Source organism: Candidatus Limousia pullorum (genome assembly GCF_057405065.1).
Genome location: NZ_CM171614.1, coordinates 473,213 through 499,338, shown reverse-complemented (window position 1 = coordinate 499,338; position 26,126 = coordinate 473,213). Strand labels below are relative to the sequence as shown.

The 26,126-nt window shown below is 42.9% G+C and carries 21 protein-coding genes; 17 read left to right on the top strand and 4 right to left on the bottom strand.

Features of this window, described 5'->3' with window-relative positions:
- Positions 1 to 458: 458 nt before the first annotated feature.
- The 3 genes from CGICJO_RS02190 to CGICJO_RS02180 form a co-directional block, all read right to left on the bottom strand.
- Entirely contained in the window at positions 459 to 1,664 is a 1,206-nt protein-coding gene (locus CGICJO_RS02190; RefSeq protein WP_486499478.1) for an aspartate kinase, read from the bottom strand.
- A 24-nt stretch (positions 1,665 to 1,688) separates the two neighbouring features.
- Entirely contained in the window at positions 1,689 to 2,936 is a 1,248-nt protein-coding gene (locus CGICJO_RS02185; protein WP_486499477.1) for a homoserine dehydrogenase, read from the bottom strand.
- 110 nt (positions 2,937 to 3,046) lie between these two features.
- Complete coding sequence (locus CGICJO_RS02180; protein WP_486499476.1) at positions 3,047 to 5,359, bottom strand: transglycosylase domain-containing protein; 2,313 nt, start codon at positions 5,357 to 5,359, stop codon at positions 3,047 to 3,049.
- 307 nt (positions 5,360 to 5,666) lie between these two features.
- On the opposite strand from CGICJO_RS02180, the gene CGICJO_RS02175 reads away from it, so the two are divergent.
- The 12 genes from CGICJO_RS02175 (at position 5,667) to CGICJO_RS02120 (ending at position 15,888) form a co-directional block, all read left to right on the top strand.
- Positions 5,667 to 5,987 carry a hypothetical protein gene (locus CGICJO_RS02175; protein WP_486499475.1) on the top strand — a complete coding sequence of 107 codons (321 nt, stop codon included), beginning with the start codon at positions 5,667 to 5,669 and terminating at the stop codon, positions 5,985 to 5,987.
- Between the two features lie 342 nt (positions 5,988 to 6,329).
- Positions 6,330 to 7,289: a beta-ketoacyl-ACP synthase III gene (locus CGICJO_RS02170; protein WP_087378367.1), complete on the top strand. Its 960-nt coding sequence runs from the start codon at positions 6,330 to 6,332 to the stop codon at positions 7,287 to 7,289.
- 117 nt (positions 7,290 to 7,406) lie between these two features.
- Positions 7,407 to 8,357: an enoyl-[acyl-carrier-protein] reductase FabK gene (fabK, locus tag CGICJO_RS02165; protein ID WP_087378369.1), complete on the top strand. Its 951-nt coding sequence runs from the start codon at positions 7,407 to 7,409 to the stop codon at positions 8,355 to 8,357.
- Positions 8,345 to 9,247, top strand: a complete 903-nt coding sequence (gene fabD / locus CGICJO_RS02160; RefSeq protein ID WP_486499474.1) for an ACP S-malonyltransferase — start codon at positions 8,345 to 8,347, stop codon at positions 9,245 to 9,247. The genes fabK and fabD overlap by 13 nt, the downstream gene beginning before the upstream one ends.
- A gap of 82 nt (positions 9,248 to 9,329) precedes the next feature.
- Positions 9,330 to 10,076 (top strand): 3-oxoacyl-[acyl-carrier-protein] reductase, encoded by a 747-nt coding sequence (gene fabG / locus CGICJO_RS02155; RefSeq protein ID WP_486499473.1) that lies wholly within the window; start codon positions 9,330 to 9,332, stop codon positions 10,074 to 10,076.
- 35 nt (positions 10,077 to 10,111) lie between these two features.
- Positions 10,112 to 11,350 carry a beta-ketoacyl-ACP synthase II gene (gene fabF / locus CGICJO_RS02150; protein WP_486499472.1) on the top strand — a complete coding sequence of 413 codons (1,239 nt, stop codon included), beginning with the start codon at positions 10,112 to 10,114 and terminating at the stop codon, positions 11,348 to 11,350.
- Positions 11,347 to 11,820, top strand: coding sequence for an acetyl-CoA carboxylase biotin carboxyl carrier protein (gene accB, locus CGICJO_RS02145; RefSeq protein WP_486499471.1), 474 nt, complete (start codon positions 11,347 to 11,349; stop codon positions 11,818 to 11,820). The genes fabF and accB overlap by 4 nt, the downstream gene beginning before the upstream one ends.
- A 47-nt stretch (positions 11,821 to 11,867) precedes the next feature.
- Positions 11,868 to 12,290, top strand: a complete 423-nt coding sequence (locus CGICJO_RS02140) for a 3-hydroxyacyl-ACP dehydratase FabZ family protein (protein WP_486499470.1) — start codon at positions 11,868 to 11,870, stop codon at positions 12,288 to 12,290.
- A gap of 15 nt (positions 12,291 to 12,305) precedes the next feature.
- Positions 12,306 to 13,664 carry an acetyl-CoA carboxylase biotin carboxylase subunit gene (accC, locus tag CGICJO_RS02135; RefSeq protein ID WP_087378378.1) on the top strand — a complete coding sequence of 453 codons (1,359 nt, stop codon included), beginning with the start codon at positions 12,306 to 12,308 and terminating at the stop codon, positions 13,662 to 13,664.
- A gap of 3 nt (positions 13,665 to 13,667) precedes the next feature.
- Positions 13,668 to 14,546 (top strand): acetyl-CoA carboxylase, carboxyltransferase subunit beta, encoded by an 879-nt coding sequence (gene accD / locus CGICJO_RS02130; protein ID WP_486499469.1) that lies wholly within the window; start codon positions 13,668 to 13,670, stop codon positions 14,544 to 14,546.
- Complete coding sequence (locus tag CGICJO_RS02125; protein WP_486499468.1) at positions 14,546 to 15,334, top strand: acetyl-CoA carboxylase carboxyltransferase subunit alpha; 789 nt, start codon at positions 14,546 to 14,548, stop codon at positions 15,332 to 15,334. The genes accD and CGICJO_RS02125 overlap by 1 nt, the downstream gene beginning before the upstream one ends.
- An 80-nt stretch (positions 15,335 to 15,414) precedes the next feature.
- Positions 15,415 to 15,888, top strand: a complete 474-nt coding sequence (locus CGICJO_RS02120) for a hypothetical protein (protein WP_486499467.1) — start codon at positions 15,415 to 15,417, stop codon at positions 15,886 to 15,888.
- Positions 15,889 to 15,903: 15 nt separating this feature from the next.
- On the opposite strand, the gene CGICJO_RS02115 is transcribed toward CGICJO_RS02120, so the two are convergent.
- Positions 15,904 to 16,914, bottom strand: coding sequence for a LacI family DNA-binding transcriptional regulator (locus CGICJO_RS02115; RefSeq protein ID WP_486499466.1), 1,011 nt, complete (start codon positions 16,912 to 16,914; stop codon positions 15,904 to 15,906).
- 502 nt (positions 16,915 to 17,416) lie between these two features.
- On the opposite strand from CGICJO_RS02115, the gene CGICJO_RS02110 reads away from it, so the two are divergent.
- From CGICJO_RS02110 to glgD, 5 genes are all read left to right on the top strand, one after another.
- Positions 17,417 to 18,814, top strand: coding sequence for a PTS transporter subunit EIIC (locus tag CGICJO_RS02110; RefSeq protein ID WP_486499465.1), 1,398 nt, complete (start codon positions 17,417 to 17,419; stop codon positions 18,812 to 18,814).
- A gap of 43 nt (positions 18,815 to 18,857) precedes the next feature.
- Complete coding sequence (locus CGICJO_RS02105; protein WP_486499464.1) at positions 18,858 to 21,182, top strand: glycoside hydrolase family 31 protein; 2,325 nt, start codon at positions 18,858 to 18,860, stop codon at positions 21,180 to 21,182.
- A gap of 449 nt (positions 21,183 to 21,631) precedes the next feature.
- A complete protein-coding gene (glgB, locus tag CGICJO_RS02100; RefSeq protein WP_486499463.1) occupies positions 21,632 to 23,635 on the top strand; it encodes a 1,4-alpha-glucan branching protein GlgB in 2,004 nt (667 codons plus the stop codon).
- A 96-nt stretch (positions 23,636 to 23,731) separates the two neighbouring features.
- The gene (locus CGICJO_RS02095; protein WP_087378394.1) at positions 23,732 to 24,928 is read left to right on the top strand and encodes a glucose-1-phosphate adenylyltransferase; all 1,197 of its coding nucleotides are present in this window, start codon (positions 23,732 to 23,734) and stop codon (positions 24,926 to 24,928) included.
- Between the two features lie 5 nt (positions 24,929 to 24,933).
- Positions 24,934 to 26,046: a glucose-1-phosphate adenylyltransferase subunit GlgD gene (gene glgD / locus CGICJO_RS02090; RefSeq protein ID WP_087378396.1), complete on the top strand. Its 1,113-nt coding sequence runs from the start codon at positions 24,934 to 24,936 to the stop codon at positions 26,044 to 26,046.
- Positions 26,047 to 26,126 lie beyond the last annotated feature (80 nt).

Here is a 26,126-nt window from a genome sequence, read left to right as displayed (position 1 = left end):
CGTTGTGTTACCGGACGGATATACAATCCGCCCCTACGATGTATAGTTCTATAAAAGAAAATAAAGAAACAGCCATGGTTCAAAAATAAAACCATGGCTGTAAATTTATAATTTTAAAATCAAACCCTACCGAGGGCGAACCATTCCAAAGAATAAGAAAAAGGTTTCGCCCGCCTTGAAACGGTGCTGATTTCTTAAAGAAAGTTTTACAAGGCGGAAACAAAAGACTCGCCCGACCTGAAACGGAAGTCAATTTTTATATCCTCCCTTTGCAGGTCGGAAATAAAAAAAGGAAATAAAAGATACCCCATGACTTTTAGAAATTAAAGCCATGGGGTAAATTGTTTATTAAAGAAAACTTTAATGTGAGCGAGCCATTCCAAAGATTAAGGAAAAGGTTTCGCCCGACCTGTGCAGGTGCTTATTTTTATATCCTCCCTTTGCAGGTCGGATATAAATTACTCGAAGAATTTGGAGTGGATGGCTGCAACAGCTGTGTCGGCGTCGTTCTTGTCGATGAGAACGGAAACCTTGATTTCGCTGGTGCTGATCATCTGAATGTTGATGTGTGAGTCATAGAGAGCCTCGAACATCTTGGAAGCAACGCCTGCGTGGCTTTCCATACCTGCGCCTACGATGGAAACCTTTGCGATGTTGTCATCGTAGAGAACTTCCTTAGCGCCGATTACGTTGATGTAGTCCTTGAGGATTGCAACAGCCTCTTCACCCTTTGACTTAGCAACAGTAAAGGAGATGTCCTTTGTATCGTTGCGTCCGATTGACTGGAGGATAATGTCAACGTTTATGTCCTTTGCAGAAAGCTTTGCAAACATCTTGAATGCAAGGCCTGGTCTGTCAGGAATACCTGTTACAGAAATTCTTGCTACGTCTGTGTCTTTTGCTACGCCGCTGATTAACATTTTCTCCATTTTTGCATTCTCCTTTACCAATGTACCCGGGGCTTTTGTAAGACTGGAGAGAACCTCGAGTTCAATATTATATTTCTTAGCCATTTCAACTGAACGGTTGTTGAGAACCTGAGCACCAAGTGTAGCGAGCTCAAGCATTTCATCATAGGAAATTTCTTTAAGCTTAATAGCTTTTTTAACCTTTCTCGGGTCAGCTGTGTAAACGCCTTCAACGTCTGTGTAAATCTGACAAAGGTCAGCGTGAAGAGCTGTAGCGATTGCAACTGCGCTTGTGTCTGAACCGCCTCTTCCGAGAGTGGTTATATCGTCATATCTGTTAAGACCCTGGAAACCTGCAACGATTACGATGCGTCTCTGGTCAAGTTCTTTTTTAATTCTGTCAGGAACAACTCTCTTAATTCTTGCGCTGGTGTGAGCGGAAGTTGTCTGGAAGCCTGCCTGCCATCCCAAAAGGGAAACAACAGGATAACCCAGCTTTTCAATAGCCATTGCAAGCAAGGCAATTGAAATCTGCTCGCCGGCTGACAAGAGCATGTCTGTTTCTCTTTTTGAAGCGTGGGGATTTATCTCCTTTGCTTTTTCTATAAGGTCGTCTGTTGTGTCGCCCTGTGCCGAAACAACAACTATAACATCGTTTCCTTTGTTATATGTGTCTGTAACGATACCTGCAACATTCATCACACGCTCGGCGTTGGCAACAGAGCTTCCGCCGAATTTCTGGACAATAAGACTCATATTATAGTACTCCTTTTTTGCTTATTATAGATCACCGATTCTCAAAGCTGAGAGGACGCAAACGCCCTTTGCTTCAAGGTCGGAGATTTTATTTTTAATCATGCCGTAAGGCATGGGGTTGGTGATAACAGCGATTTCGCTTTCCTGAGCTTCCTCAAGAACAAGAGGCTCGACATTTCCGTCGAATACTTCTTTTGCAATATCATATGCACAATGTTCGTCTTTGGACTTGAGACGGAGATACATGGCTGTAACTGACTCATCGTAAGGAATAACAAGATCCTCGCCGCCGTCTGTCCAGAAAATTCTCTTTCTGGCTTTTAAGTGCTTGCAGCAGTCAACAATGTCGGCAACCACTGCGCTGGCGGTTGGAAGCTTTCCTGCTCCTCTTCCGTAGAAAACAACGTCGCCTGTGCAGTCGCCTCTTACCATAATTCCGTTGAATACGTCGTCAATATCGGAAAGCTGGCTCTTGTTTGGAACAAACATAGGAGCTACAAAGATATCAAGCTTCTTGTTTTCCAAAAGCTTAACCTGTCCGATAAGCTTGATAACGCCGCCCCATTTTTCTGCATATTTTACGTCCTCGAGGGTTATGGCTGTGATACCCTCTGTGTGAACGTACTGGGGATAAACATGTTTGCCGAAGGCGAGAGAAGCCAAAATACATATTTTGCGGCATGCGTCGTGTCCTTCAATGTCTGCGGCAGGGTTTCTCTCTGCATATCCCAGCTCCTGTGCAAGCTTTAAGGCGTCCTCAAACTGCATGCCGTCGTTAATCATCTTTGTGAGGATGTAGTTTGTTGTGCCGTTGAGAATACCTGCAACCTCGTCCACGTTGTTAGCCACAAGGCACTGGTCCATAGGTCTGATAATCGGGATACCGCCGCCTACGCTGGCTTCAAAAAGGAAGTTTGCGTTGTTTTCCTTGGCAATAGCCAAAAGCTCTGCGCCGTGTGCGGCAACAAGCTCTTTATTTGATGTGACAACGCTCTTTCCTGCCTCAAGACAACGCTTTACATATTCGTAAGAGGGGTGGAGTCCGCCCATAACCTCGGCAACAACCCTTATGTCAACGTCATTTACTATGGTTTCAAAATCCTTTATAAATCTGCTGGCAAGTGGGTGATCCGGAAAATCTCTGAGATCCAATATGTATTTTATGTCGATTTCTTCACCTAAAGCGGTGAAAAGTTTGTTTTTGTGTGATGTGATAATTTCTGAAACGCCGGAGCCTACGACTCCGTGTCCCATAATTGCGATAGAAATCATATTTGCGCCTCTCTTTCGGTTTTTCTGAAAAGACAAACAGTATTCCGGTGACGCCGGTATCCGGATTTAATCGAATATCGGCGTCACCATATTTTAGGTTAAACTGTCAATCAAGTGTGACCGGCATCAGACGAAGATGGTGAGGTCGGTGAAGTGTGATCTTCTGAAGATGAAGGCGGTTCCGTTGGTTCCGTGGTTGGCTCTGTGTTAGAGTTGTGACCCTCGGTTGTCCGTTCTTCAGTATTGTCGGTTTTGTTTTCATTCTCGGAAGAAGTCGGTTCGGTATTGTGAGCGGTTTCAGAACAATAGGACGGTAAATTATCCTCTGCATAATATCCTATGTCTGTATTGGAACATGAGGATGAAGCCAGAAGTCCGGTGTCTTTGCAATACCTTGCGGAGATAAGTGTATCCGGCAGCTCATAGTTTATGTTTTTCTTGTCTGAAAGGTACTCCGCCATAACCTTTTGGAATATGGTAAGGGAGTTTATAGAGCCGTTTCCTGTGATTGTCTGAGGCTCGTCATAACCTGTCCAAACAGCAAGTGAAGCATAAGGTGAGCATCCGCAGAACCAAGAGTCTTTTCCTGAGTCTGTTGTACCTGTCTTACCGATAATATCCCAGCCGCTTACTCTTGCTCTCCAAGCCTGAGTATGCTGAGCTGTTGTAACATTGTAGTGAAGAAGTCTGTTCATAATGCCGGCGGTTTCCTCGGAATAAACCTGTACGCCGTCGTTGCTTCTGTTGTCCAAAATAATATTGTCATTCTGGTCTGTAACGTAGTAATAGGTGTAAGGTTCGTAATACTTGCCGCCTGTAATAAGGTAATTGTAAGCGGAAGCCATTTCTCTTACGGTAACGCCTCTGGAAAGACCGCCAAGAGAAAGACCGCCCAGATTTACGCTGTCCTGCTCAGGGTCAAGGTTTTCAAATCCGAAGCCGTTTGTGGCTTTGTCATAGCAGTAAGAAACTCCTGCCAAATCAAGAACTCTTACGGCAACGGCGTTAGATGACCATTCAATGGCGTCGGCTACAGTCATGTAGTCGTTGTAATATCCGTATACGTTGTTTGGTCCTGAGTGCCACTGACCGTTATAATATGCCCATTTGTCATATGGCTGGTCTTCTACCAAGCTTGAATAATTCAGTTTTTCCTGCTCAATAGCCGATGGATAAGGCAAAACCGGCTTTATTGATGAACCGGGCTGCAAAGGTGTGTTTGATCTGTCGAAAAGAAGCTTTCCTTCACGCTCGTCTGAGCTTCCTACTGTTCCGACAATTCTTCCGTCGGATTCAATAAGTGTAAAAGCTGTCTGCAAATCCTCGTCTGAAGCAAAGCTGCTTACGGAAAGAGCAGTATCTTCCATAAACTCCTGCATCTCTATATCCATGGCACAGTATATCTTGAGACCCTCTGTGTAAATTTTCTCCTCGGCTGCATCCTCGGTGATGTTGTATTTCTCTGCAAGGTCTCTGCGCAGATCACGGAACATTACATCTATATACCAGTTCCATTCCTGTGTATCTGTATCATCGTCTTCATCTTCATCTGAATACTGGAAACCTACAAATTCCATATTTTCAGATTCTTCCAAAGCATCGTTATATTCAACTTCGGTAATCTTTCCTTGGTTATACATTTCGTACAAAACGTCCTCACGGCGTTCCTTGTTGTTTTCAGGATAAACAAGCGGGTTCCACAGAGAAGGGTTTTGGGTTATTCCCGCAATGGCGGCACACTCGGCTATTGAACAATCTGAAATATCCTTGTCAAAATAAAGCTTTGCCGCTGCCTGAACTCCCTGACAGTTGTTTCCGAAGTTTACAACATTTAAGTAAGCCTCAAGGATCTGGTCTTTGTTGTACTCATCCTCAAGCTTTAAAGCACGGAAAATTTCTCTTATCTTACGTGTAAGGCTAACGTCATTGTCAAGGGTAACATTCTTGATAAGCTGCTGGGTAATGGTGGAGCCGCCGTAGCTGTCCTGACCTGTGAAAAGGTTTAAAACAGCGCCTCCTGTTCTTATCCAGTCAACACCGTTGTGTTCTTCAAAGCGCTTGTCCTCAATTGCAATAATTGCATCTTTCATGGCTTTGGGTATTTCGTCGAAATCAACCCATACACGGTTTTCCGTGTCGTAAAGGGTCTGATATTCCTCAAATTTACCCGTTTCCGGATTTTCGCAGTAAATAAAGCTTGTAAGGTTCAAGGATTTTGCCTCAAGGTCAATTCCCAAAGGTTCGTTGGCTATTCCTATAATATAGGAAACAGCGGAAACAGTCAGGATAATACCTGCAAAGATACAAACCATAATCACCGTAACAAGCAGTTTTCTCAGCATTGTAAAAAATGTCTTTACTCCCGATGTTTTTTCAGCGGTCATATTTCCGGAATTGTTCCGGTTCTGTTGGTTCTTTTTCATTTCATGTCCTCCGTATTCCTTTAAGAACAATTCTTGTTATTGTTACGACAGTGTTGCAAGCGCTTGTTTGACATGAGAACGTGTAAAAATTTAATAATATGAAATTTTAAAGGTACGATTATTCAGGGTCGGCAAAAGGCTTTCCGCAGTCTGCATTTGTATACAGCTAATTAGTATTATACCATTTATTCAAAAGGAAATAAATGTTTTTTGAAATTTATATTTTAAATTTTATTTTGTGTTTTGTATCAAAAATTATGTATATTAACGATATTATCTGAAAAAATAACAACGGAGGTGTAAAATAATGAGAAAAATACTGCTTATATCCGCAGCCGCAGTTTTTGTGTGCGCAATTATTTCCATAACTGTGTCAAGCCTGGATAACGGCGCTGACACTGTATTGGCAGAAAAAAGCTACGCTGACGCAGCTGCACAGGAAATTTATATTTTGAAAGAATACAAGGGGCTGGTTGCGGTGTTTAAAGAGGGTGGGGAGGTACCTATAAAAATAACCCAGACAAGAGTTGATACTCTTCCGCCCTATGACGCTCAAAAGCTTAATGAGGGAATAGCCGTTGAGGGTGAGGAAAAGCTTAGGGAAATTCTTATGGATTTTTGCAGCTGAGAACCGGTTTTTTACAATGTACAAAAACAAAGAAAGTATATTTTTTGTTGACAGAAACATTGTCTGGGTGTAAAATTATTATGCCAGAATATACTATTGTGGGTATCTGTGCCCTGGCTTAATAACTGTTGTTTTCAAAGTTTATTAGGACGGGAAAATGTTTTGTGTATTTTTTCACAAGAAGAGGTTTTTATATATTATTTTAAAGATGTATTTTATTATGTCTTTAAACAAGCGAAAGTTTCTCGGGGAAGATAAAACACAAATGAAAAAGTCATAAATCTTTTATGGCTTTTCAGAAATATTCCCAAAAAATTCCAAATGAAAACGGAGGTAGAGATAATGAGCTTTTCGATTCTCGGAACCGGCAGAGGGGTTCCGGCTTATGCCATGACCAACGACGAACTGTCCACAATGGTTGACACAAGCGACGAGTGGATTGTTCAGAGAACAGGCATAAAAACGAGACACATCTGTAAAGAAGAAACCATGACGGATATGTGCGTAAAAGCTGCAAAGGAAGCGCTGGAGGACGCCGGTATCACAGCGGAAGACCTTGATCTTATAATCTGCGCAACCTTGAGAGGCGAATATATCACACCGTCACAGGCATGTGTTGTACAGAGAGAGATAGGCGCAAAATGTCCGGCATTTGACGTAAACGCAGCTTGTTCCGGCTTTGTTTACGCATTTGACGTTGCGGACGGATTTTTTGCAAGAAACCGTGTTGAAAAGGTTCTTGTAATCGGATACGACAACCTTTCAAACACAATGGACTGGACAGACCGTTCCACCTGCGTTCTTTTCGGCGACGGCGGCGGCGCAGTTGTTTTAGGAAAGGGCGACGACCTTCTTTCAATCCACATTACAGCAAAGGGTAACCCCGATGTTCTCTATGCTCCAAGGGGAGAGAACCTTTCTCCTTTTGCAAAGGAACAGCGCAAGCCTGCTATTTTTATGAATGGCCACGAGGTGTATAAATTTGCGGTTACATCTTTGGTAAAAGGCGTAAGAAAAGCGGTTAAGGATGCAGGTCTTACAATGGACGATATCGACTATGTAATTCCTCATCAGGCAAATATGAGAATAATCGAAGCTGCGGCGGACAAGCTGGGTATTCCGAGAGAAAAGTACATATGTACTATCGGGGAATACGGCAACACATCAGCCGGCTGTATGCCAATAGCTTTGGACGTAGCAAGAAGAGAAGGCAAGTTCAAAAAGGGCGACATCATTGTGTTCTGCGCTTTTGGAGGAGGACTTACTTCAGGAAGCTGCGTAGTAAGATGGGCTATGGACTGATTGTCTGATAATTAAGATTTTTACCGCATTTACGGAATTATCCGGCGGAAAAATATATTGTCCTAAAATATGCGAAAACAAAAATTAAGTTTTTGTAGGAATGGAGAGTAGTTTATTATGATATCTACAGTTATAAATGAACAGCTGGGAATTAAATATCCAATTTTCCAGGGCGGTATGGCATGGGTTGCCGACGCTTCTCTGGCTGCCGGTGTTTCAAACGCAGGCGGACTTGGAATAATTGCCGCTATGAATTCAAACGGAGAACAGCTGAGAGCTGAAATCAGAAAAGCAAGAGAGCTTACAGACAAGCCTTTCGGCGTAAACATCATGCTTATGAGCCCATTTGTACAGGAAGTAGCTCAGGTAGTAGTAGAAGAGAAAGTTCCGGTTGTTACAACAGGAGCAGGAAACCCGGGTAAATACATGAAAGCATGGAACGAAGCAGGCATTAAGGTTATCCCTGTTGTTCCTTCAACTGCCCTTGCAAAGATGGCAGAGAGAAACGGCGCATTTGCGGTTATCGCAGAGGGCGGCGAAAGCGGCGGTCACGTTGGCGACCTTACCACAATGGCTTTGGTTCCTCAGGTAGTTGACGCAGTTTCAATCCCTGTAATCGCAGCTGGCGGTATTGCAGACGGCAGACAGGTTGCAGCTGCATTTATGCTGGGTGCAGTAGGTATTCAGGTTGGAACAAGATTCTTGGTTGCAGAGGAATGTACAATTTCTCAGGAATACAAAAACAAAATCTTAAAGGCTAAGGACATAGACACAGTAGTTACAGGTAAAAGACTCGGTCACCCTGTACGTTCAATTAAGAACTCATTTACAAGAGAGTATACAAAGGCTGAGTACGACAGCAGCAACGTTTCTGACGAAGAGCTTGAAAAGATGGGCTTGGGCGTTTTGAGAATGGCTGCAAGAGAAGGCGAAGTTTCCAAGGGCTGCGTATTGGCAGGTCAGGTTGCTTCAATGGTTAAGAAAGAACAGCCTGCAAAGGAAATCATAGAGGAGCTCTTTGAGGGCGCAGAAAAAGTATTGGGCGGTGCAATGAAATGGGTAAAATAGCATTTGTTTTTTCAGGACAGGGAGCCCAGTACACAGGAATGGGCAAGGAGCTTTACGAGTGCTCACCGGCAGCAAAAGCCGTTTTTGATATGGCAGATTCCATAAGACCGGGAACATCAGAGCAGTGCTTCACAGCAGACGCTCAGACACTGGCGGTTACAGCAAACACACAGCCATGCGTTTTCGCCTGCGATTTGGCAGCAGCCTGCGCAGTTGAGGAAAAGGGCATAAAGCCTGACTACATATCAGGTTTCTCACTGGGAGAAATCGCCGCACTGGGATATTCAGGAATGCTTTCTTATGAAGAGGCTTTCAAGCTTGTATGCAAGAGAGCAGAGCTTATGGACAAGGCTGCAAAGGAAAACAAGGGTGCAATGGCTGCGGTTATGAAGCTTTCTCCTGAAAAGGTAGAGGAGATTTGCGCAAAGTTCGAAAAGGCTTGGCCGGTAAACTACAACAGCCCTGCACAGATAGTTGTTGCCGCATCCGAAGAGGGTATAGACCCTCTCTGCGACGAGGTAAAGGCTCAGAAGGGCAGAGCAAAGAAGCTTGCAGTAAGCGGAGCTTTCCACTCACCGTTTATGCACGACGCAGCGGTTGGCCTTGCAGAATATATGGAGAACATTGAATTTGCAGATCCTAAGGTTCCTGTTTACGCAAACGTAACAGCACAGCCTTACGAGGGCGAATACAAGAAGCTCACAGCGGCTCAGGTTGAAAGTCCTGTTAAGTGGATTTCAATAGTTGAAAACATGATTGCAAACGGAGTTGATACCTTTATTGAAGTGGGTGTAGGCAAAACACTTTCAGGCCTTATCGGAAAGATAAATCCGGATGTAAAGGTTTATAAGGTTGAAAACAAAGCAGATTTGGACAATCTTGCAATCTAATCCCATGACAGAAATTTCTGTCTGAGATTGTTTATATATAAAAAGTATTATTAAGGATTAAAAGAAAAAGGAGAATAGAGATATGCTTAATTTGAAAGGCAAAACAGCGGTTGTAACAGGCGGTTCAAGAGGAATCGGCGAGGCTATTGCGGTAAAGCTTGCAGGACTTGGCGCAGATATCGCTATAGTTTATGTAGGCAATGAGGAAGAAGCTCAGAACGCCAAGGCAAAGGTTTTAGAGCAGGGCGTTAAGGTAGAGCTTTACTACTGCGATGTTTCCGATTTTGCAGCAAGCGAGGAAACCGTAAAGAAAATCATTGAAGATTTCGGCGGCATCGACATTCTTGTAAACAATGCAGGTATTGTAAGAGACTGCCTTGTGCTTTCAATGAAAGAGTCAGATTTTGACAGCGTTATCAATGTAAACCTCAAGGGCGCTTTCAACATGATAAAGCACACATATTCTCACTTTATGAGAAAGAGAAAGGGAAGAATCATCAGCATTTCTTCCGTAGTAGGACTTAACGGCAACGCAGGACAGGCTAACTATTCCGCTTCAAAGGCTGGAATTGTAGGCATGACCAAGTCAGTTGCCAAGGAGCTTGCAGGCAGAGGCGTTACCTGCAACGCTATTGCTCCGGGATATATTGAAACAGACATGACAAATGCTTTGAGCGATAAGGTTAAAGAGCAGGTTGCAGCTTCAATTCCAATGAAGAAGCGTGGCAAGCCGGAGGATATCGCAAACGCAGTTGCATTTTTGGCTTCCGATGAGGCTTCATACATCACAGGTGAGGTTCTCAGAGTAGACGGCGGTATGGCAATGTAATTTTCAGCTTAGTAAAAAAAGTAAGGAGTGTGCATATGAGAAGAGTAGTAGTCACAGGTTTGGGTGCAGTAACACCGGTTGGAAACGACGTAGAAACCATGTGGAATTCCCTGATTAACGGTATCAGCGGAGTAGATGTAATCACAAATTTTGATACTTCCGACCTTAAAGTAAAGATTGCCGCTCAGGTTAAAGACTTTGATGCGACAAAGTACATAGAGAAAAAAGAAATCAGAAAAACAGACCTTTATACCCAGTATGCAGTTGCAGCAGCTCAGCAGGCTATTGACGACAGCGGCATTATGGGAACAATAGCAGAGGACAGATTCGGCGTTTATGTAGGCGCAGGAATCGGCGGTATGCACGCATTTACAGATAACGTGCTTGCAATGGACAAGGGCGGCGCAAGAAAGGTTTCCCCTTACTTCGTACCAATGATGATTGCAAATATCGCAGCAGGTACAGTTGCTATTAGATTTAAGGCAAAGGGCGTTTGCGTTCCGATAGTTACAGCCTGCGCAACAGGTTCTCACTCTATCGGCGAGGCTTTCCACGCAATCAAAAACGGCTATGCAGACGCAATTATCGCAGGCGGCGCAGAGGCTGCTGTTACTCCTCTTTCAATCGCAGGATTCAGCAACTGCAAGGCACTGACCACAAATCCTGACCCAAAAACAGCTTCTGTTCCTTTTGACAAGAGAAGAGACGGCTTTGTAATAGGCGAGGGCGCAGGCATTCTCATCCTTGAGGAGTACGAGCACGCAAAGGCAAGAGGCGCAAAGATTTATGCAGAAATCTGCGGCTACGGCAATACCTGCGACGCTCACCACATCACAGCTCCCGACCCGGAGGCAGAGGGCCCTTCAAGAGCTATAAAGCTTGCTTTCGAGGAAGCTCAGGTTACCGACAGCGATGTTATTTACATCAACGCTCATGGTACAAGCACACCGCTCAATGATAAGACAGAAACAAAGGCAATTAAGCTTGCATTGGGCGAGGAGAGAGCAAGAGAAATCAATATCAGTTCCACAAAATCCATGACAGGTCATATGCTTGGTGCTGCCGGCGGTGTTGAAGGCGTTGTTGCAGCATTGGCAATTAAAGAGGGAATTATTCCTCCAACAATCGGCTATGAAGTTCCGGACGAGGAATGTGACCTGAACTACACACCAAACAAGTCAGAAAAAAAAGATATCACAGTTGCGGCTTCCACAAGCCTCGGCTTCGGCGGTCACAACGCATGTATCGTATTCAGAAAGGTGGAGGAACAATGATGTATACAATCGACGAAATTAAGGAAATAATCACCGCTTTGGATAATTCTTCCGTAACAGAAGTTGAGCTTACCTGCGGAAACGGCGAAAAGATAAAGCTTAAAAAGAAAAGTGAAGTTAAGGTAGTTGCAGCAGAGCCTATCGAGGTTCCTGCCGCTCCTATGGTTATTCCGGCTGCTCCTGCGGCTCCTACAGCTCCTGCTGCACCTGCTGCTGAGGCTGCTCCGGTAGCTGAGGGTAAGGAAATCAAGTCCCCGATGGTAGGCGTATTCTATGCAGCAGCTTCCCCTGACAGCGACCCATATGTTCAGGTTGGTCAGGCAGTTAAGAAGGGCGACACACTCTGCATTATCGAAGCTATGAAGCTTATGAATGAGATTAACGCAGAGGAAAGCGGAGTTATCACAGAAATCTGTGTTAAAAACGGTGACCTGGTTCAGTTTGGTCAGCCTTTGTTCAAAATTAAATAATAAACCTCAAGTGTAGAGGATAAGTATAAAGAAGGGGGCAGAAAGCCATGAATCAGGAAGAAATTAAGAAGATTATACCCCACAGAGACAATATGCTTCTTGTAGAAGAGGCAGAAATTATAGACGAGAAAACCTCAAAGGGAAAAATCACCATTAAAGGCGACGAGTTTTTCCTTAGAGGTCACTTCCCCGGAAATCCGGTAGTGCCGGGAGTTATTCTCTGCGAAATGATGGCACAGGCAAGCTGTGTGCTCCTAGCCGGAAAAGCAGAAAACTGCACACCGTATTTCACAAAGATGAACAACGTAAAATTTAAAAATAAGGTTCTTCCGGGAGATACTCTGGAGAGCGTTTGCGAGCTTGTAAAAAGCAGAGGTCCTTTCTATTTTGTAAATACAAAGGGTTATGTTAACGGCAAGCTTTGTGTTGAAGCAGAGCTGTCATTTGCCCTTATTAAAAATGAAGAGTAATGGAAGTGAGTAAAGTTGTTTTCTAAGATACTTATTGCAAACCGTGGCGAAATAGCGGTAAGAATTATCAGAGCCTGCCGTGAAATGGGCATAAGTACAGTGGCAATCTATTCAGAAGCAGACAAGGACGCTCTTCATGTTGAACTTGCTGACGAAAGCTACTGCGTAGGAGGCCCTCTTGTTACAGACAGCTACCTTAACATGGCGGCTATTCTGACTGTTGCCATTGAAACAGGCGCTCAGGCTATTCACCCCGGCTACGGACTTTTATCAGAAAATGCAAAATTTGTTTCCCTGTGCGAACAGTGCAACATAGAATTTATAGGCCCTTCCTCCCGGATGATTTCCCTTTTGGGAGACAAGGACATGGCAAGAAAGACAATGCGAAACGCCGGAGTTCCTGTAACTCCCGGCTGTGACGTATGCGAAAGCCTTGAGCAGGCAAGAGAAGAAGCTGAAAGAATCGGTTTCCCTCTCCTTATAAAGGCAAGATCAGGCGGCGGCGGACGTGGTATCAGACGTGTTGACTCAATGGACGAGTTCGATAACGCCTACAATTCCGCCCAGAGCGAGGCTGCCAGCGCATTCGGCGACGGCGCAGTTTATATTGAAAAGTTTTTGCATCCTGTTAAGCATATCGAAATGCAGATTCTCTGCGACAAATACGGCAATGTTCTCTGCCTCGGCGAGAGAGAATGTTCCGTTCAGAGAAAGAATCAGAAGCTTATCGAGGAAAGCCCAAGCCCTGCAATTACAGACGAAATCCGCAAGGGTATGATGGAAGCTTCCGTAAAGGCTGCAAAGGCTGTTGACTATGTAAATGCCGGAACAGTTGAGTTCCTTTTGGATAAGGACAACAACTTCTACTTTATGGAGATGAATACAAGACTCCAGGTTGAACACGGCGTTACAGAGATGGTAACAGGCATGGATATCGTTCAGTGGCAGATAAGAATTGCCGCAGGCGCAGAGCTTAACAAAAAGCAGAGCGAGGTATTTATTCACGGCCACGCCATCGAGTGCAGAATAAATGCGGAAAATCCTGACGAGAACTACCGTCCAAGCTGCGGAACAATTCAGAGACTTCATGTTCCCGGCGGTTCCTTCGTAAGATTTGACACAGCTATATATCAGGACTACACAATTCCTCCTTTCTATGATTCAATGGTTGGAAAGCTCATTGTTCAGGCAAGAACAAGAGAGCACGCCATAAGAAAAATGAAGATGGCTCTTTCCGAATTGAATGTAATAGGAATTGACCACAACAGGGATTTGCAGATTGAAATTTTAAGCGACCCGAGATTTTTGGACGGAAGCTATACAACTGATTTTATGATAGATTTTGAAGAAAAGAAAAAAGCGAGGAAGAAATAAGGCATGGATTTGTTTACTTTTTTAAAGCCAAAAAACGAGCTTGAAGGCGCTTCTGCCGATACCGAGCTTAACCGCCCCTTTGTGCCTGACTCAATGTGGGTCAAGTGTCCCGGATGCGGAGCCATGCTTCTTATGTCGGACATCGAAGAAAACGATAAAATCTGCACAAAATGCGGTTATCATTTCCGTCTTACCGCCAGAGAGAGAATAGCTCTCATTGCGGATAAGGACAGCTTTAAGGAATTTGACGCAGACCTGAAAAGCAAAAATATAATTGATTTCCCAGACTACAACAGAAAGCTAAAAAGCGCAAAGCTTAAAAGCGGCGAAAACGAGTCTGTTGTAACAGGAAGATGCACAATGGGCGGATATGATACCGTTCTGTGCGTTATGGAGCCGGGTTTTATGATGGGCAGTATGGGAACCGTCACCGGCGAAAAAATTACAAGAGCTTTTGAGTATGCCACAGAAAATATGCTTCCGGTTGTTGTATGCACAGTTTCCGGCGGCGCAAGAATGCACGAGGGTATCATGTCCCTTATGCAGATGGCAAAGACCTCAGGAGCTGTAAAGCGTCACAGCGACGCAGGACTTTTGTACATAACAGTTCTTACAGACCCTACAACCGGCGGTGTTACAGCCTCTTTTGCAATGGAGGGAGATATTATCCTTTCCGAGCCTAACGCTCTTATCGGATTTGCAGGCCCGAGAGTTATCGAGCAGACTATAAGACAGAAGCTTCCAAAGGGCTTCCAGACCTCAGAGTTTGTTCTGGAAAAGGGCTTTATTGATGCGGTTGTAAACAGAAAAGACCTTAAGGTTACTTTGGTAAGACTTTTGGGACTTCATAGTACAAACAAAGCAGGGGAGGTGGAGAACTGATGTCAGCATTTGATAAGGTAAAGGCGGCAAGAGACGCCAAAAAGCCTACTACGGTTGATTTTATTGAGAATATGTTCGGCGACAGCTTCTTTGAACTCCACGGCGACAGAAGATTCGGCGACGACAAGGCGGTTATCGGCGGACTTGCAAGCCTTAACGGTATGCCTGTAACAGTAATCGGACTTGAAAAGGGCAGAAACACAAAGGAACGTATGGAGAGAAACTTCGGTTCAGCTCATCCGGAGGGCTATAGAAAAGCTCTCCGCCTTATGAAGCAGGCGGAAAAGTTCCACAGACCTGTTCTTTGCTTTGTTGATACCAGCGGCGCATTCTGCGGAATCGGCGCAGAGGAAAGAGGTCAGGGACAGGCTATTGCCGAAAATATCATGGAAATGATGACTTTGAAAACCCCTGTACTTTCAATTCTCATAGGCGAAGGCGGAAGCGGCGGTGCTTTGGCTTTGGCTGTAGCGGATGAGGTTTGGATGCTGGAAAATTCAGTTTATTCTGTAATTTCTCCTGAGGGCTGCGCAAGTATTCTCTGGAAAGACGAAAGCCGTGCAGCGGACGCCGCACAGTGCCTGAAGCTTACAGCACAGGATTTGTTCAAGCTTGGAGTTATCGAGAGAATTTTAAGAGAACCAAAGGTTGAGGACAAGAAGATTTTTGAAAGCCTTAAAATGCTCATTGCAAGAACCTTTGAAAAAAATCTTGCAATGCCTGTTGAAGAGCTTTTGGAGGCAAGATATAACCGATTCAGAAAAATCGGCGATTGCACTGACCTGTAATTTATAAAATATAAAAACATAAAAGGAGAGATGCGCTTGTATCTCTCCTTTCGCTTATATAGGTTAATATTGGAGGTTTAATGAAAAGGGTTATTGTTAAATCTGTTTATGACGCCTTTGAGTATGTTATGCAGCACTACTACCCGGCAGGGCTTAAAGAGTTTGCGGAAAAGTCCGACACCTATGCTGTTATTTCAATTCAGGACACACATACAAAGGGTTTCGGTTTCACTTTTTCGGAAAATCAGTTCTGCAAAGGTGTCCTTACTTTGTATTTTGACGATATTGTCAAAGAGGTTGAGGGCGCAGTTTTGTTTAATGAGGAAATGGCTGAAAAAATAATCGCTTTTATTGAAGAACATAAAAAGGCAGAAACTCTCCTTGTGCATTGTTACGGAGGCCAGTCCCGCTCAAGGGCAGTGGGAGCTTTTGCGGTGAAAATGCTGGGCGGAGATAATTCCCGTTATTTAAAAACAGGAGTGCCAAACATGCACGTTTACGACACGTTAATAAAAGCTTACAGCGAAAAAAGACAAAAAGAAACCGTGGTTTGAAGCCACGGTTTTGTTTTACATGTTTTTAAGCTTTTGGGCGGTGGTTGTGTCACGGGAAATTATTCTTGAATCCAGCTCATAAGAGGATATGGAAATAATCTCTTCATTTATAAGACCGATTATCATGCCAACAGCCTTGTCGCCCATTTCCTTTAAAGGCTGGGATAAGGTTGAAATGCTTGGATGACATTTCTTTGAAAGAATTGAATTATCAAATCCAATAACAGCTATGTCCTGAGGAACTTTATATCCGTGCTCACAAAGAGCCTTTATAAGGTCGCAGGCGGTGGAGTCATCGTGGGCAAAAAGCGCCTGACTTTTAATCTCGTTGCTGTTGAGATAATTTTTAATGTGATTAAAGGGAAGAAGGCTTTCGATTGACTCAACAACAGGCAGTTCGATTATATCGCTGAGCTCATAGCCCTCCTCTTTTAGGGCGTCTCTGAAGCCGTTGAACTTTGAAGCTGATGTGGACACGTTTGTGGGACCTACATAACCGATTTTTGTAAAGCCTAAAGAAAGCAGGTGAACTGCGATTTTTCGTCCTCCGTTATAGTGGGATATGCTTATGGAGTTAAAGCCTTTAAGCTCCTTTGTAATGGCTACAACAGGAATGTTTATTCCCGTGTAGGTTTTAACGCTTTTGGAGGAGGAAACAGGGACGGTTATTATTCCGTCAACGCCTATAGCTCTCATTTCGTTGATGAGATTTTTCTCTCTGTCCAGATTTTTGTTAGTGCACATTACAACTATACTGTAGCCCTCGTAGTTTGCGGTTGATTCTACAGCCGCAAGGATTTCAGTAAAAAACGGGTTTATAAGGTCGGGCAAAATAACGCCTATAAGGTTTGACTTGCTTTTTACCACAGCGCCTTTTCCTTCACCGGTCTGGTAATTGAGCTTTTTTACCCAGTAAAGCACATTTTGCTTTGTTTCCGGTTTTATTGACGGGTGATTGGACAGCACTCTTGAAACGGTAGCCTGGGAAACACCCGCCTTTTCTGCGATTTCTCTCATACTTGCCATATTTAATGTTTATGCCGGCAAAATAACTGCCGGCTTTTCCTTTCAGTTTAATATAATATTATTCTCATGTATGAATGAATGTATAATGTTATGAAATGCTCTGCAAAAAATACAAAAACGATACATGCATAAAAGAACGAAAAAATAGTTTGTATAAGAGTATCATAGCATAACATTTACTTTTAAGCAAGAATTATTTTAAAATTCTGTTGCATTTGCAACAGAATAAGGGCGGTTTTTATGCATAATGTATCATTGCGTTTCATTTGCTATGCATAACAGCAGGATTTTAATGGGTCTTAAAATGCCTTTATATGAATGTAAAGTGAATTAAAAACAGGCATTAAATGGTATAATTGTATATATTATTTAAATTATTAAAATTTTTTCAATAAGGTATTGACAAAAGACTAATTATGTATTACTATATTCATGTAACAAAGATGTATCAATGAAACGTGATACATCGAAGTAAATTATATACAAAGAAAGGGTGTTTAATGTGAAGCTGGATTATGGGAAGATGGCAAGAGAAATCATCGAAAAAGTAGGCGGAAAAGAGAATATCTCATCTGTTACTCACTGTGCCACAAGACTCAGACTCATCGTTAAAAACAGAGACATTATCGACGACGGAAAGGTTACTGAAATTGAGGGCGTTAAGGGCGTGTTTTATAACGCCGGTCAGTATCAGATAATTTTGGGAACAGGCGTAGTAAACCGTGTTTACGACGAATGCTGCGCAATGGATATTTCCGTTTCAACAAAAGAAGAAATCAAAGAACTTAAAGAAACCAATAAAAATAAGCTTCAGAAAGCTGTTCGTACACTGGGCGACGTTTTCGTTCCTATTATTCCTGTTATAGTTGCAACAGGTCTTATCCTTGGTTTAAAGGGCGCATTGCTCAATGATAACTTCCTGGGACTTTTCGGCGCAAGCTCTGCCGATATTCCTCAGAATGTTTTGGTTCTTTTGGACGTTTTGTCAGGTACAACCTTCTCATTTATGCCTGCTCTTGTTTGCTGGTCAGCATTTAAGACATTCGGCGGTAATCCGGTTTTGGGTATTGTTTTGGGACTTATGCTGGTTTCAACCTCATTGCCAAACGCATATTCCGTTGCAGACCCGTCAAGCGGAGTTACACCTCTTTACCTGTTCAACTTTATCCCGATTGTAGGCTATCAGGGCAGCGTGCTTCCTGCTTTTGCAGTTGGTCTTATCGGTGCAAAGTTTGAAAAATTCCTTCACAAAAAGGTTCCTGCAGCTTTTGACTTGCTCATAACTCCTTTTGTGGTTTTGGTTGTTATGATGTGCCTTGCTCTCATCGTTATCGGACCAATCCTCCACGTTGTAGAACAGTTCGTTTTGAATACACTTACAATGTTTATGGGCTTGCCTTTCGGTATCGGCGGATTCCTCATCGGTTTCTTCTGGTCAATTATAGTTTTGACAGGTATACATCACCTTTCAAATATTTTGGAAATCTCAATTCTCACACAGACAGGCTTCAACCCTGTTAACGCAATTTACACCTTTGGCGGATTTGCAAATGCAGCTTGCTGTCTTGCACTTACATTAAAGAGCAAGGATAAGCCTACAAAGCTTTTGGGAAAGAGCGCAACAGTTTCTTCACTTTTGGGTATCGGTGAGCCTGCTCTCTTCGGTGTAATTCTTAAAAACAGTATCAGACCGTTTATGATAATGTGTCTTTGCAGCGGATTTGCCGGAATGGCTTCCTCACTTTTGGGACTCCAGGGTACAGGTAACGGTATCAGCACAGTTCCGGGACTCTTGCTCTTCGTATATTCACCTTATCAGCTCCTTTGCTACATAGGCGTTGCAATCTTCACATTCGCATTGACATTTGCAGCTACATGGTTCTTTACAAAGGCAGAATAATTAAATTATAATAAAATACAGATAATTATATGGGAGTGAAAGTATGGAAAACAATATTATCAGTGGTGAAAAATACCGTATCACAATGCTTACCCAGCGTCTTGTAAGACTTGAGTACAGCGAAAACGGAGTTTTTGAGGACAGACCTACTCAGGCGGTAATCAACAGGGATTTCGGAAAAACAGAATTTACAGCGGAAGAGAAAAACGGTGAACTGATAATAGAAACTCCGTACCTGAAGCTTACATACAATAAAAAAGAATTTTCCAACAACGGTTTAAGCATAAAGGTTTTGGGAAATTGCAGCAATTACCGCAGTACATGGTACTACGGAGACGACTTTATGGATTTGGGAGGCACTGCCAGAACTTTGGACAAAGCCGACGGCAGCGTCCCCCTTTCCAAGGGACTTATCTCAAAAAACGGTTTTTCAGTATACGACGACAGCAAGTCCCTTGTAATGACCGACGACGGGTTTGTTAAACCCCGTGAAAATCAGGTTATCGATATTTACTTTTTCGGTTACGGACATGACTACAAGAGCTGTATAAAAGATTTTTATCACCTCTGCGGAAGTCAGCCTCTGCTTCCGAGATTTGCGCTGGGCAACTGGTGGAGCAGATACTATAAATACACACAGCAGTCCTATATGGAACTTATTGAAAAATTTGAAAATAAGGGTATTCCTTTTTCCGTGTCTGTCCTTGATATGGACTGGCATCTTGTGGATATTGACCCTAAGTACGGAAGCGGCTGGACTGGTTATACCTGGAACAGAGAGCTGTTCCCAGACCCAAAAGCCTTTATGACCTGGCTTCATGAAAAGGGACTTAAAATCACACTTAACGTTCATCCTGCCGCAGGCGCAAGAGCCTTTGAGGATAACTACAAGGAAATGGCTCAGGAGCTTGGCGTTGACTGGGAAAAGGAAGAAACAATAGAATTTGATATTTCAGATAAAAAATTTCTCGATGCGTATTTTAAATACCTGCATCATCCTAATGAGGAAATGGGCGTTGATTTTTGGTGGATTGACTGGCAGCAGCAGTCCCATACAAAAACCGAGGGCCTTGACCCATTGTGGATGCTTAACCACTTTCATTATTTAGACAGCGGAAGAGAAGGCAAAACTCCTCTTACTTTCTCCAGATATGCGGGCATCGGAAGCCACAGATACCCCATAGGATTTTCAGGAGATACATATATAACTTGGGACAGCCTTGATTTTCAGCCCTATTTTACATCAACTGCGAGCAATGTGGGCTACGGCTGGTGGAGTCACGATATCGGCGGGCACATGCATGGTTATCGTGACAGTGAGTTACAGCTCCGCTGGATACAGTACGGTGTGTTCTCGCCAATAAACAGACTGCACTGTTCGGACAACATATTCTGCGGAAAAGAGCCTTGGAACTACGATATAGGCACAGAAATCGTTATGACAAAGTTTTTAAGACTCCGTCATAAGCTGGTTCCTTATCTCTATACAATGAATGTTTGTCTGAGAGAGGAGGGCAGACCTCTTATTCTGCCAATGTATTATGAGTATCCGGAAGCAAAGGAAGCCTATAATTTTAAAAATCAGTATTATTTCGGAAAAGACATGATTGTTTGTCCTATAACCTCTCCTTCAAATAAAAAATCCTGTCTCGGCAAAGTCACAGGATGGCTTCCTTCCGGCTACTGGTACGATATTTTCACAGGCACAAGATATAAGGGCGGCATGACTAAGGACTTTTACAGAAACAATGAGAGTATTCCTGTTTTTGCAAAAGCCGGAACCGTGCTTCCGTTAAGCGCAGAGGTTGAAAACTCTGCAAAAAATCCTGAAAGCTTTGAGGTTCTTGTTTTCGCCGGGGACAGCGGAAGCTTTAAAATGATTGAGGACAAAGATGAGAAGGCTGAAACAAGGCTTGAAACAGAATTTGTCTACAGCTGGGACAAAGCTCCTAAGCTTACAATTTCTGCTTCCGGATGTTTTGAAAGCGTTCCGGAGAACCGCCGCTACAGCGTTAAGGTTTACGGACAGAGCTTTGAAAATGTTTCTGTTTTCGCAGATGGAAAACCTGTGGACTATGAGGTTTCACAAAAGGAAAAATCATCTTATACAATTACTTTGCCTTATATGAAATCCGATACAAAGCTTGAAATTGTCTTTGGCAACAACGAGCTTGCAGAAAATCCTGTTTTGGACATAACTGAAAAAATCCTCAATATGGCAAGTATCGAGTACGATAAAAAGCTTGAACTTTTCACAGCAGTTAAAAATAATATGGATGAAAAAAATGTCTGCGCAAGCCTTTTGACCATGAAAGACGAGGGCGACACAACAGTTGACTCGATAGTTGAACTTATATGTGCTCAGTGATGTAAAAATTTAGAATTAGTGAAAAAACGCCAACACTTTTCAACCTGAAAAAATATAAAAATAGACAGAAAATACCGTTAAGTATTTTCAAAAGAAAACCTTCTCGATTTGAGAACCTTTTTTCTTTTGTGGAAAAATAACTGGTAAAATTTAATAATAAATCATATACAAATGTTGGGTTTTGTGAGCTTGTGTGAAAGAAAAGAAAAAAATCTTCGAAAAATTTAATTCCAAATTGGAAAAATGTTTTAAAAAAAAGAGAATGTTATTGCGTTTTTTGTAGTGTTTTTTTGTCATACCGTTCTTTTTAGAAAATATACACGAAATTTTAATATTTTTTTCGTGAATTTACTTGAAATTGACTGTATAATTTGTTATTATATATGTGTATGAATAAGGTTTAATTTATTATTGTATAGAGGCATATTCTGCGAAAGGGAGTGTCAGAAATGAACTACTCATTAAATGATTCGAGATATCCGTTGGATCTTTTTCACGACGGTGACGCCGTAAGAGCTTATGAACTTTTGGGTTCCCATTTTGTAAAATGGAATGACCGTGACGGAGTTGTTTTCCGTGTTTGGGCACCTAATGCTCTTTCCGTGTCCGTTGTAGGCGATTTTAACGGATGGGACAAAACCGCAAACTTCATGTACAAAATAAGCGAGCCGGGAGTATGGGAGCTTTTTATAGAGGGCATACAGCAGGGTGAAATATACAAATATTGTGTTGAAACACCTACACATGAAAAAGTGCTTAAATCTGACCCTTACGGATTCTGCTTCCAGATGCGCCCCGACAATGCTACCGTAGTTTATGATATAGACGGTTATAATTGGAACGACAATGCTTGGGTGAAACACAAAAGCGAAACAAATCACAGGGATTGCCCTTTGAATATCTATGAAGTTCACGCAGGCTCATGGATGAGAAATGAGGACGGCTCACATTTAAGCTACATAGAGCTTGCCGACAAGCTTATTCCTTATGTCAAGGAAATGGGCTTTACTCATATTGAATTTATGCCTCTCACCGAGTACCCTTATGACGGTTCATGGGGTTATCAGGTTACAGGTTACTTCGCACCAACAGTTAGATACGGAAATCCTAAGGATTTTATGTATTTTATTGATAAATGTCACCAGGAAGGCATAGGCGTTATTTTGGACTGGGTTCCTGCCCACTTCCCCAGAGACGCCCACAGCTTGGGTAAATTTGACGGCACATGCTGCTATGAATATGCCGATACAAGAAAAGGCGAGCACAAAGAGTGGGGTACATATGTTTTTGACTATACCCGTTATGAGGTTATCAGCTTCCTGATTTCCAGTGCAATGTTCTGGCTCGATATGTACCACATAGACGGTATTCGTGTTGACGCTGTTGCTTCAATGCTTTACCTTGATTACAACAGAAGAGACGGCGAGTGGGTTGCAAATAAATACGGCGGCAAGGAAAACCTTGAAGCTATTGAATTTTTGCAGAGACTCAACACAGCTACTCACCTGTATCATCCTGACGTTATGATGATAGCAGAAGAAAGCACCTCATGGCCTTTGGTTTCACGTCCTGTTGCCGACGGCGGTTTGGGCTTTGACTATAAATGGAACATGGGCTGGATGAACGATATGCTTCATTACATGACCCTTGATCCACTTTGGAGACCTTTCAACCACGACAACCTTACATTCAGCTTCTTCTATGCATTTTCAGAAAACTTTATTCTTCCTATTTCTCACGACGAGGTTGTGTATGGAAAGGGTTCTTTGATAAACAAAATGCCGGGAGACGAAATTCTTAAGTTTGCAAACGTGAGAACATTTATGGGATATATGATGAGCCATCCTGGAAAGAAGCTTTCCTTTATGGGTTCTGAAATAGGCCAGTTCAACGAATGGAACTTCAATGCTCAGATTGAGTGGGAATTGCTTGACAAGAAACAGCACAAGCAGATTCAGGATTTCTTCAGAGACATAAACAAATTCTATCTTGAAAATAAGCCTATGCACGAGATTGATTTCTCTTGGGAAGGCTTTAACTGGATTCACCACGACGACTATACACAGAGCATCATAGCTTTCAGAAGAATGGATAAGAGCGGCGACGAGATTATCTCCGTATGCAACTTCCAGCCTTTGGAAAGACAGAACTACTGCATAGGCGTTCCGAAATACGGCGTATACGCAGAGGTATTCAATACCGACGCAAAGAAGTACGGCGGCATGGGAATTACAAACGGAAAGAACATAAAAACCGTTGACGAGGCAATGCACGGCTACGAGCAGTCCATAAGCCTTGATATTCCTCCTATGAGCGTTATGTACCTCAAGTGTGTAAAGGAAACAAAGAAGCCTGAAAAGAAAAAGGCTACGGTGAAAAAATCCACATCAAAAACCGCAGACAAAGAAAAGATTTCAAAATCTGCCAAAGCATCAAAAGCAGACAAAAAATAATTATTAAACAATAATATTGTAGCCTGCCGAAGATGTCTTTACGGCAAGTTGAATATAAAATTAAATCAGCATAAATATTGTTTGGAGGTAGCTATTATGATTCCTAAGCAAGAAGTTGTAGCAATGTTGCTTGCAGGCGGTCAAGGCTCACGTCTTGGTGTGCTTACAAAGAAATTGGCAAAGCCCGCTGTTCCATTCGGCGGTAAATACAGAATTATTGACTTTCCGCTGTCCAACTGCGTTAATTCCGGCATCGAAGCTGTCGGCGTTTTGACACAGTATCAGCCATTGGTACTCAACGAGTACATCGGCAGCGGCGCACCATGGGACCTTGACGGTATGCACTCAGGCGTTACATGCCTCAGCCCATATCAGGCAGTTGAGGGCGCAGACTGGTATTCAGGTACTGCAAACGCCATCTATCAGAACATTTCCTACATCGACAGATACAATCCTGAGTATGTTGTTATCCTTTCCGGTGACCACATCTACAAGATGGACTATTCTAAGATGATAGCTTATCATAAGGAAAAAGAAGCAGCTTGCACAATCGCAGTTATTGACGTACCTCTTTCAGAGGCATCTCGTTTCGGTATCCTCAACACAAATCCGGACGGCTCAATCTATGAGTTCGACGAGAAGCCTGCTGTTCCTAAGAGCACAAACGCTTCCATGGGTATCTATGTATTCAGCTGGGGCGCACTTAAAAAGTACCTCATCGAGGATGAAGCTGATCCTAATTCCAGCAACGACTTCGGTAAGAACGTTCTTCCTGCAATGCTTAACGCAGGCGAGAGGATGTTTGCTTATCCATTCGAGGGTTACTGGAAGGACGTTGGAACAATCGACAGCCTTTGGGAGTCCAACATGGATCTTCTCGACCCTAATACAACATTGGATCTTAAAAACATCTATTCCCGCAACCCAATGATGCCTCCTCACCATATCGGCGAAGAAGCAGAAATCCAGAATTCTCTTATAGCTGACGGATGTAACGTAGACGGAAAGCTCGAGTTCTCTGTATTGTTTGCAGGCGTAAAGGTTGGCAAGGGTGCAGTTGTTAATTCTTCAATCATCATGCCTGGTGCAGTTATTGAGGAAGGCGCAGTTGTTCAGTATGCAATAGTTTCCGAAAACTCTGTAATCGGAAAGAACGCTGTTGTAGGTGCAAATCCTGAGGATGTAGAAAACAGAGCTGACTGGGGAATTGCTGTTATCGGCGATAATCTTAAAATCGGCGAGGGTGTTGTTGTTCCTCCTAAAGCTATGATAGATCATGACATGGAGGTATAAGAATCATGAGAAGCAATAATATTTTAGGTCTTATTTTTTCCAACATAAATGACGATAAAATTCCTGAGCTTACCGCTAAAAGAACTATGGGCAGCGTGCCTGTAGGCGGCAAGTACAGAATGATAGATTTTCCTCTTTCAAACATGACAAATTCAGGTATCAACAACGTAGGTATCGTTGCAAGAAACAACTACCTCTCCCTTATGGATCACGTTGGTACAGGCGCTGCTTGGGACCTTTCCAAGCGTCATTCAGGTTTGACAGTTTTGCCTCCTGTTGGAACAAACAGTTCCCTCAACAAGGTTGAAACAATCTACAGCATCAGAGGCTACATAAATCACTGTCAGGAAGAGTATGTTTTGATGTGCTCCAGCGACTTCGTTGCAAATGTTGACTATCAGAAGGCATTCTATGAGCACATGAAGACAGGCGCTGACATTACAATTATGTATAAATACATGCAGATTCCTGCAAAGCGTACAAATCCTGTAGTTCTTTCCTTCGACGTTAACAAGAGAATCACAGAGCTTTTGATTAAGCCGGGCGCAGATGACAACTACTACAACATGGCAACCGGTACAATCATCATCAAGAAGGACCTTCTTCTTCAGCTTATCGAGGGCTGCGTAAGCTCCAACAGATTGAACTTCAACAGAGACGTTCTTCAGGTAAATGTTGATAAGCTCAAAATCTGCGGATATGAAATCGAAGGCTACTGCCGTTTCATCAACTCAACAGCAGATTACTTTGATGTAAACATGAGCCTTATGGACGCAAACGTAAGAGCACAGCTCTTCAACAGCGACCGTCCAATCTACACAAAGGTTAGAGACGATATGCCAAGCCGCTATGGTCTTGGAAGCCACGTTAAGAACTCCTTGGTAGCTCAGGGCTGCGTTATCGACGGTGAAGTTGAAAACTGCATTATTTCCAAGGGCGTTTACATTGCTAAGGGCGCAAAGATTAAGAACTGCGTAATCATGCAGGATTCTAAGATTGGTCCTAACACAAACCTCAACTATGTTATCATTGATAAGGACGTAGAGGTTAAGGAAGGCAGAAATCTTATGGGATTTGTAACCTGCCCAACATATATTCCAAAGCAGTCAATCGTTTAATTTAATAAATATGGGCAATGCGGTAAAACGCATTGCCCGATAAAATAAAAGTCGGATTGAAAAAGATGCCGGCTGATTTG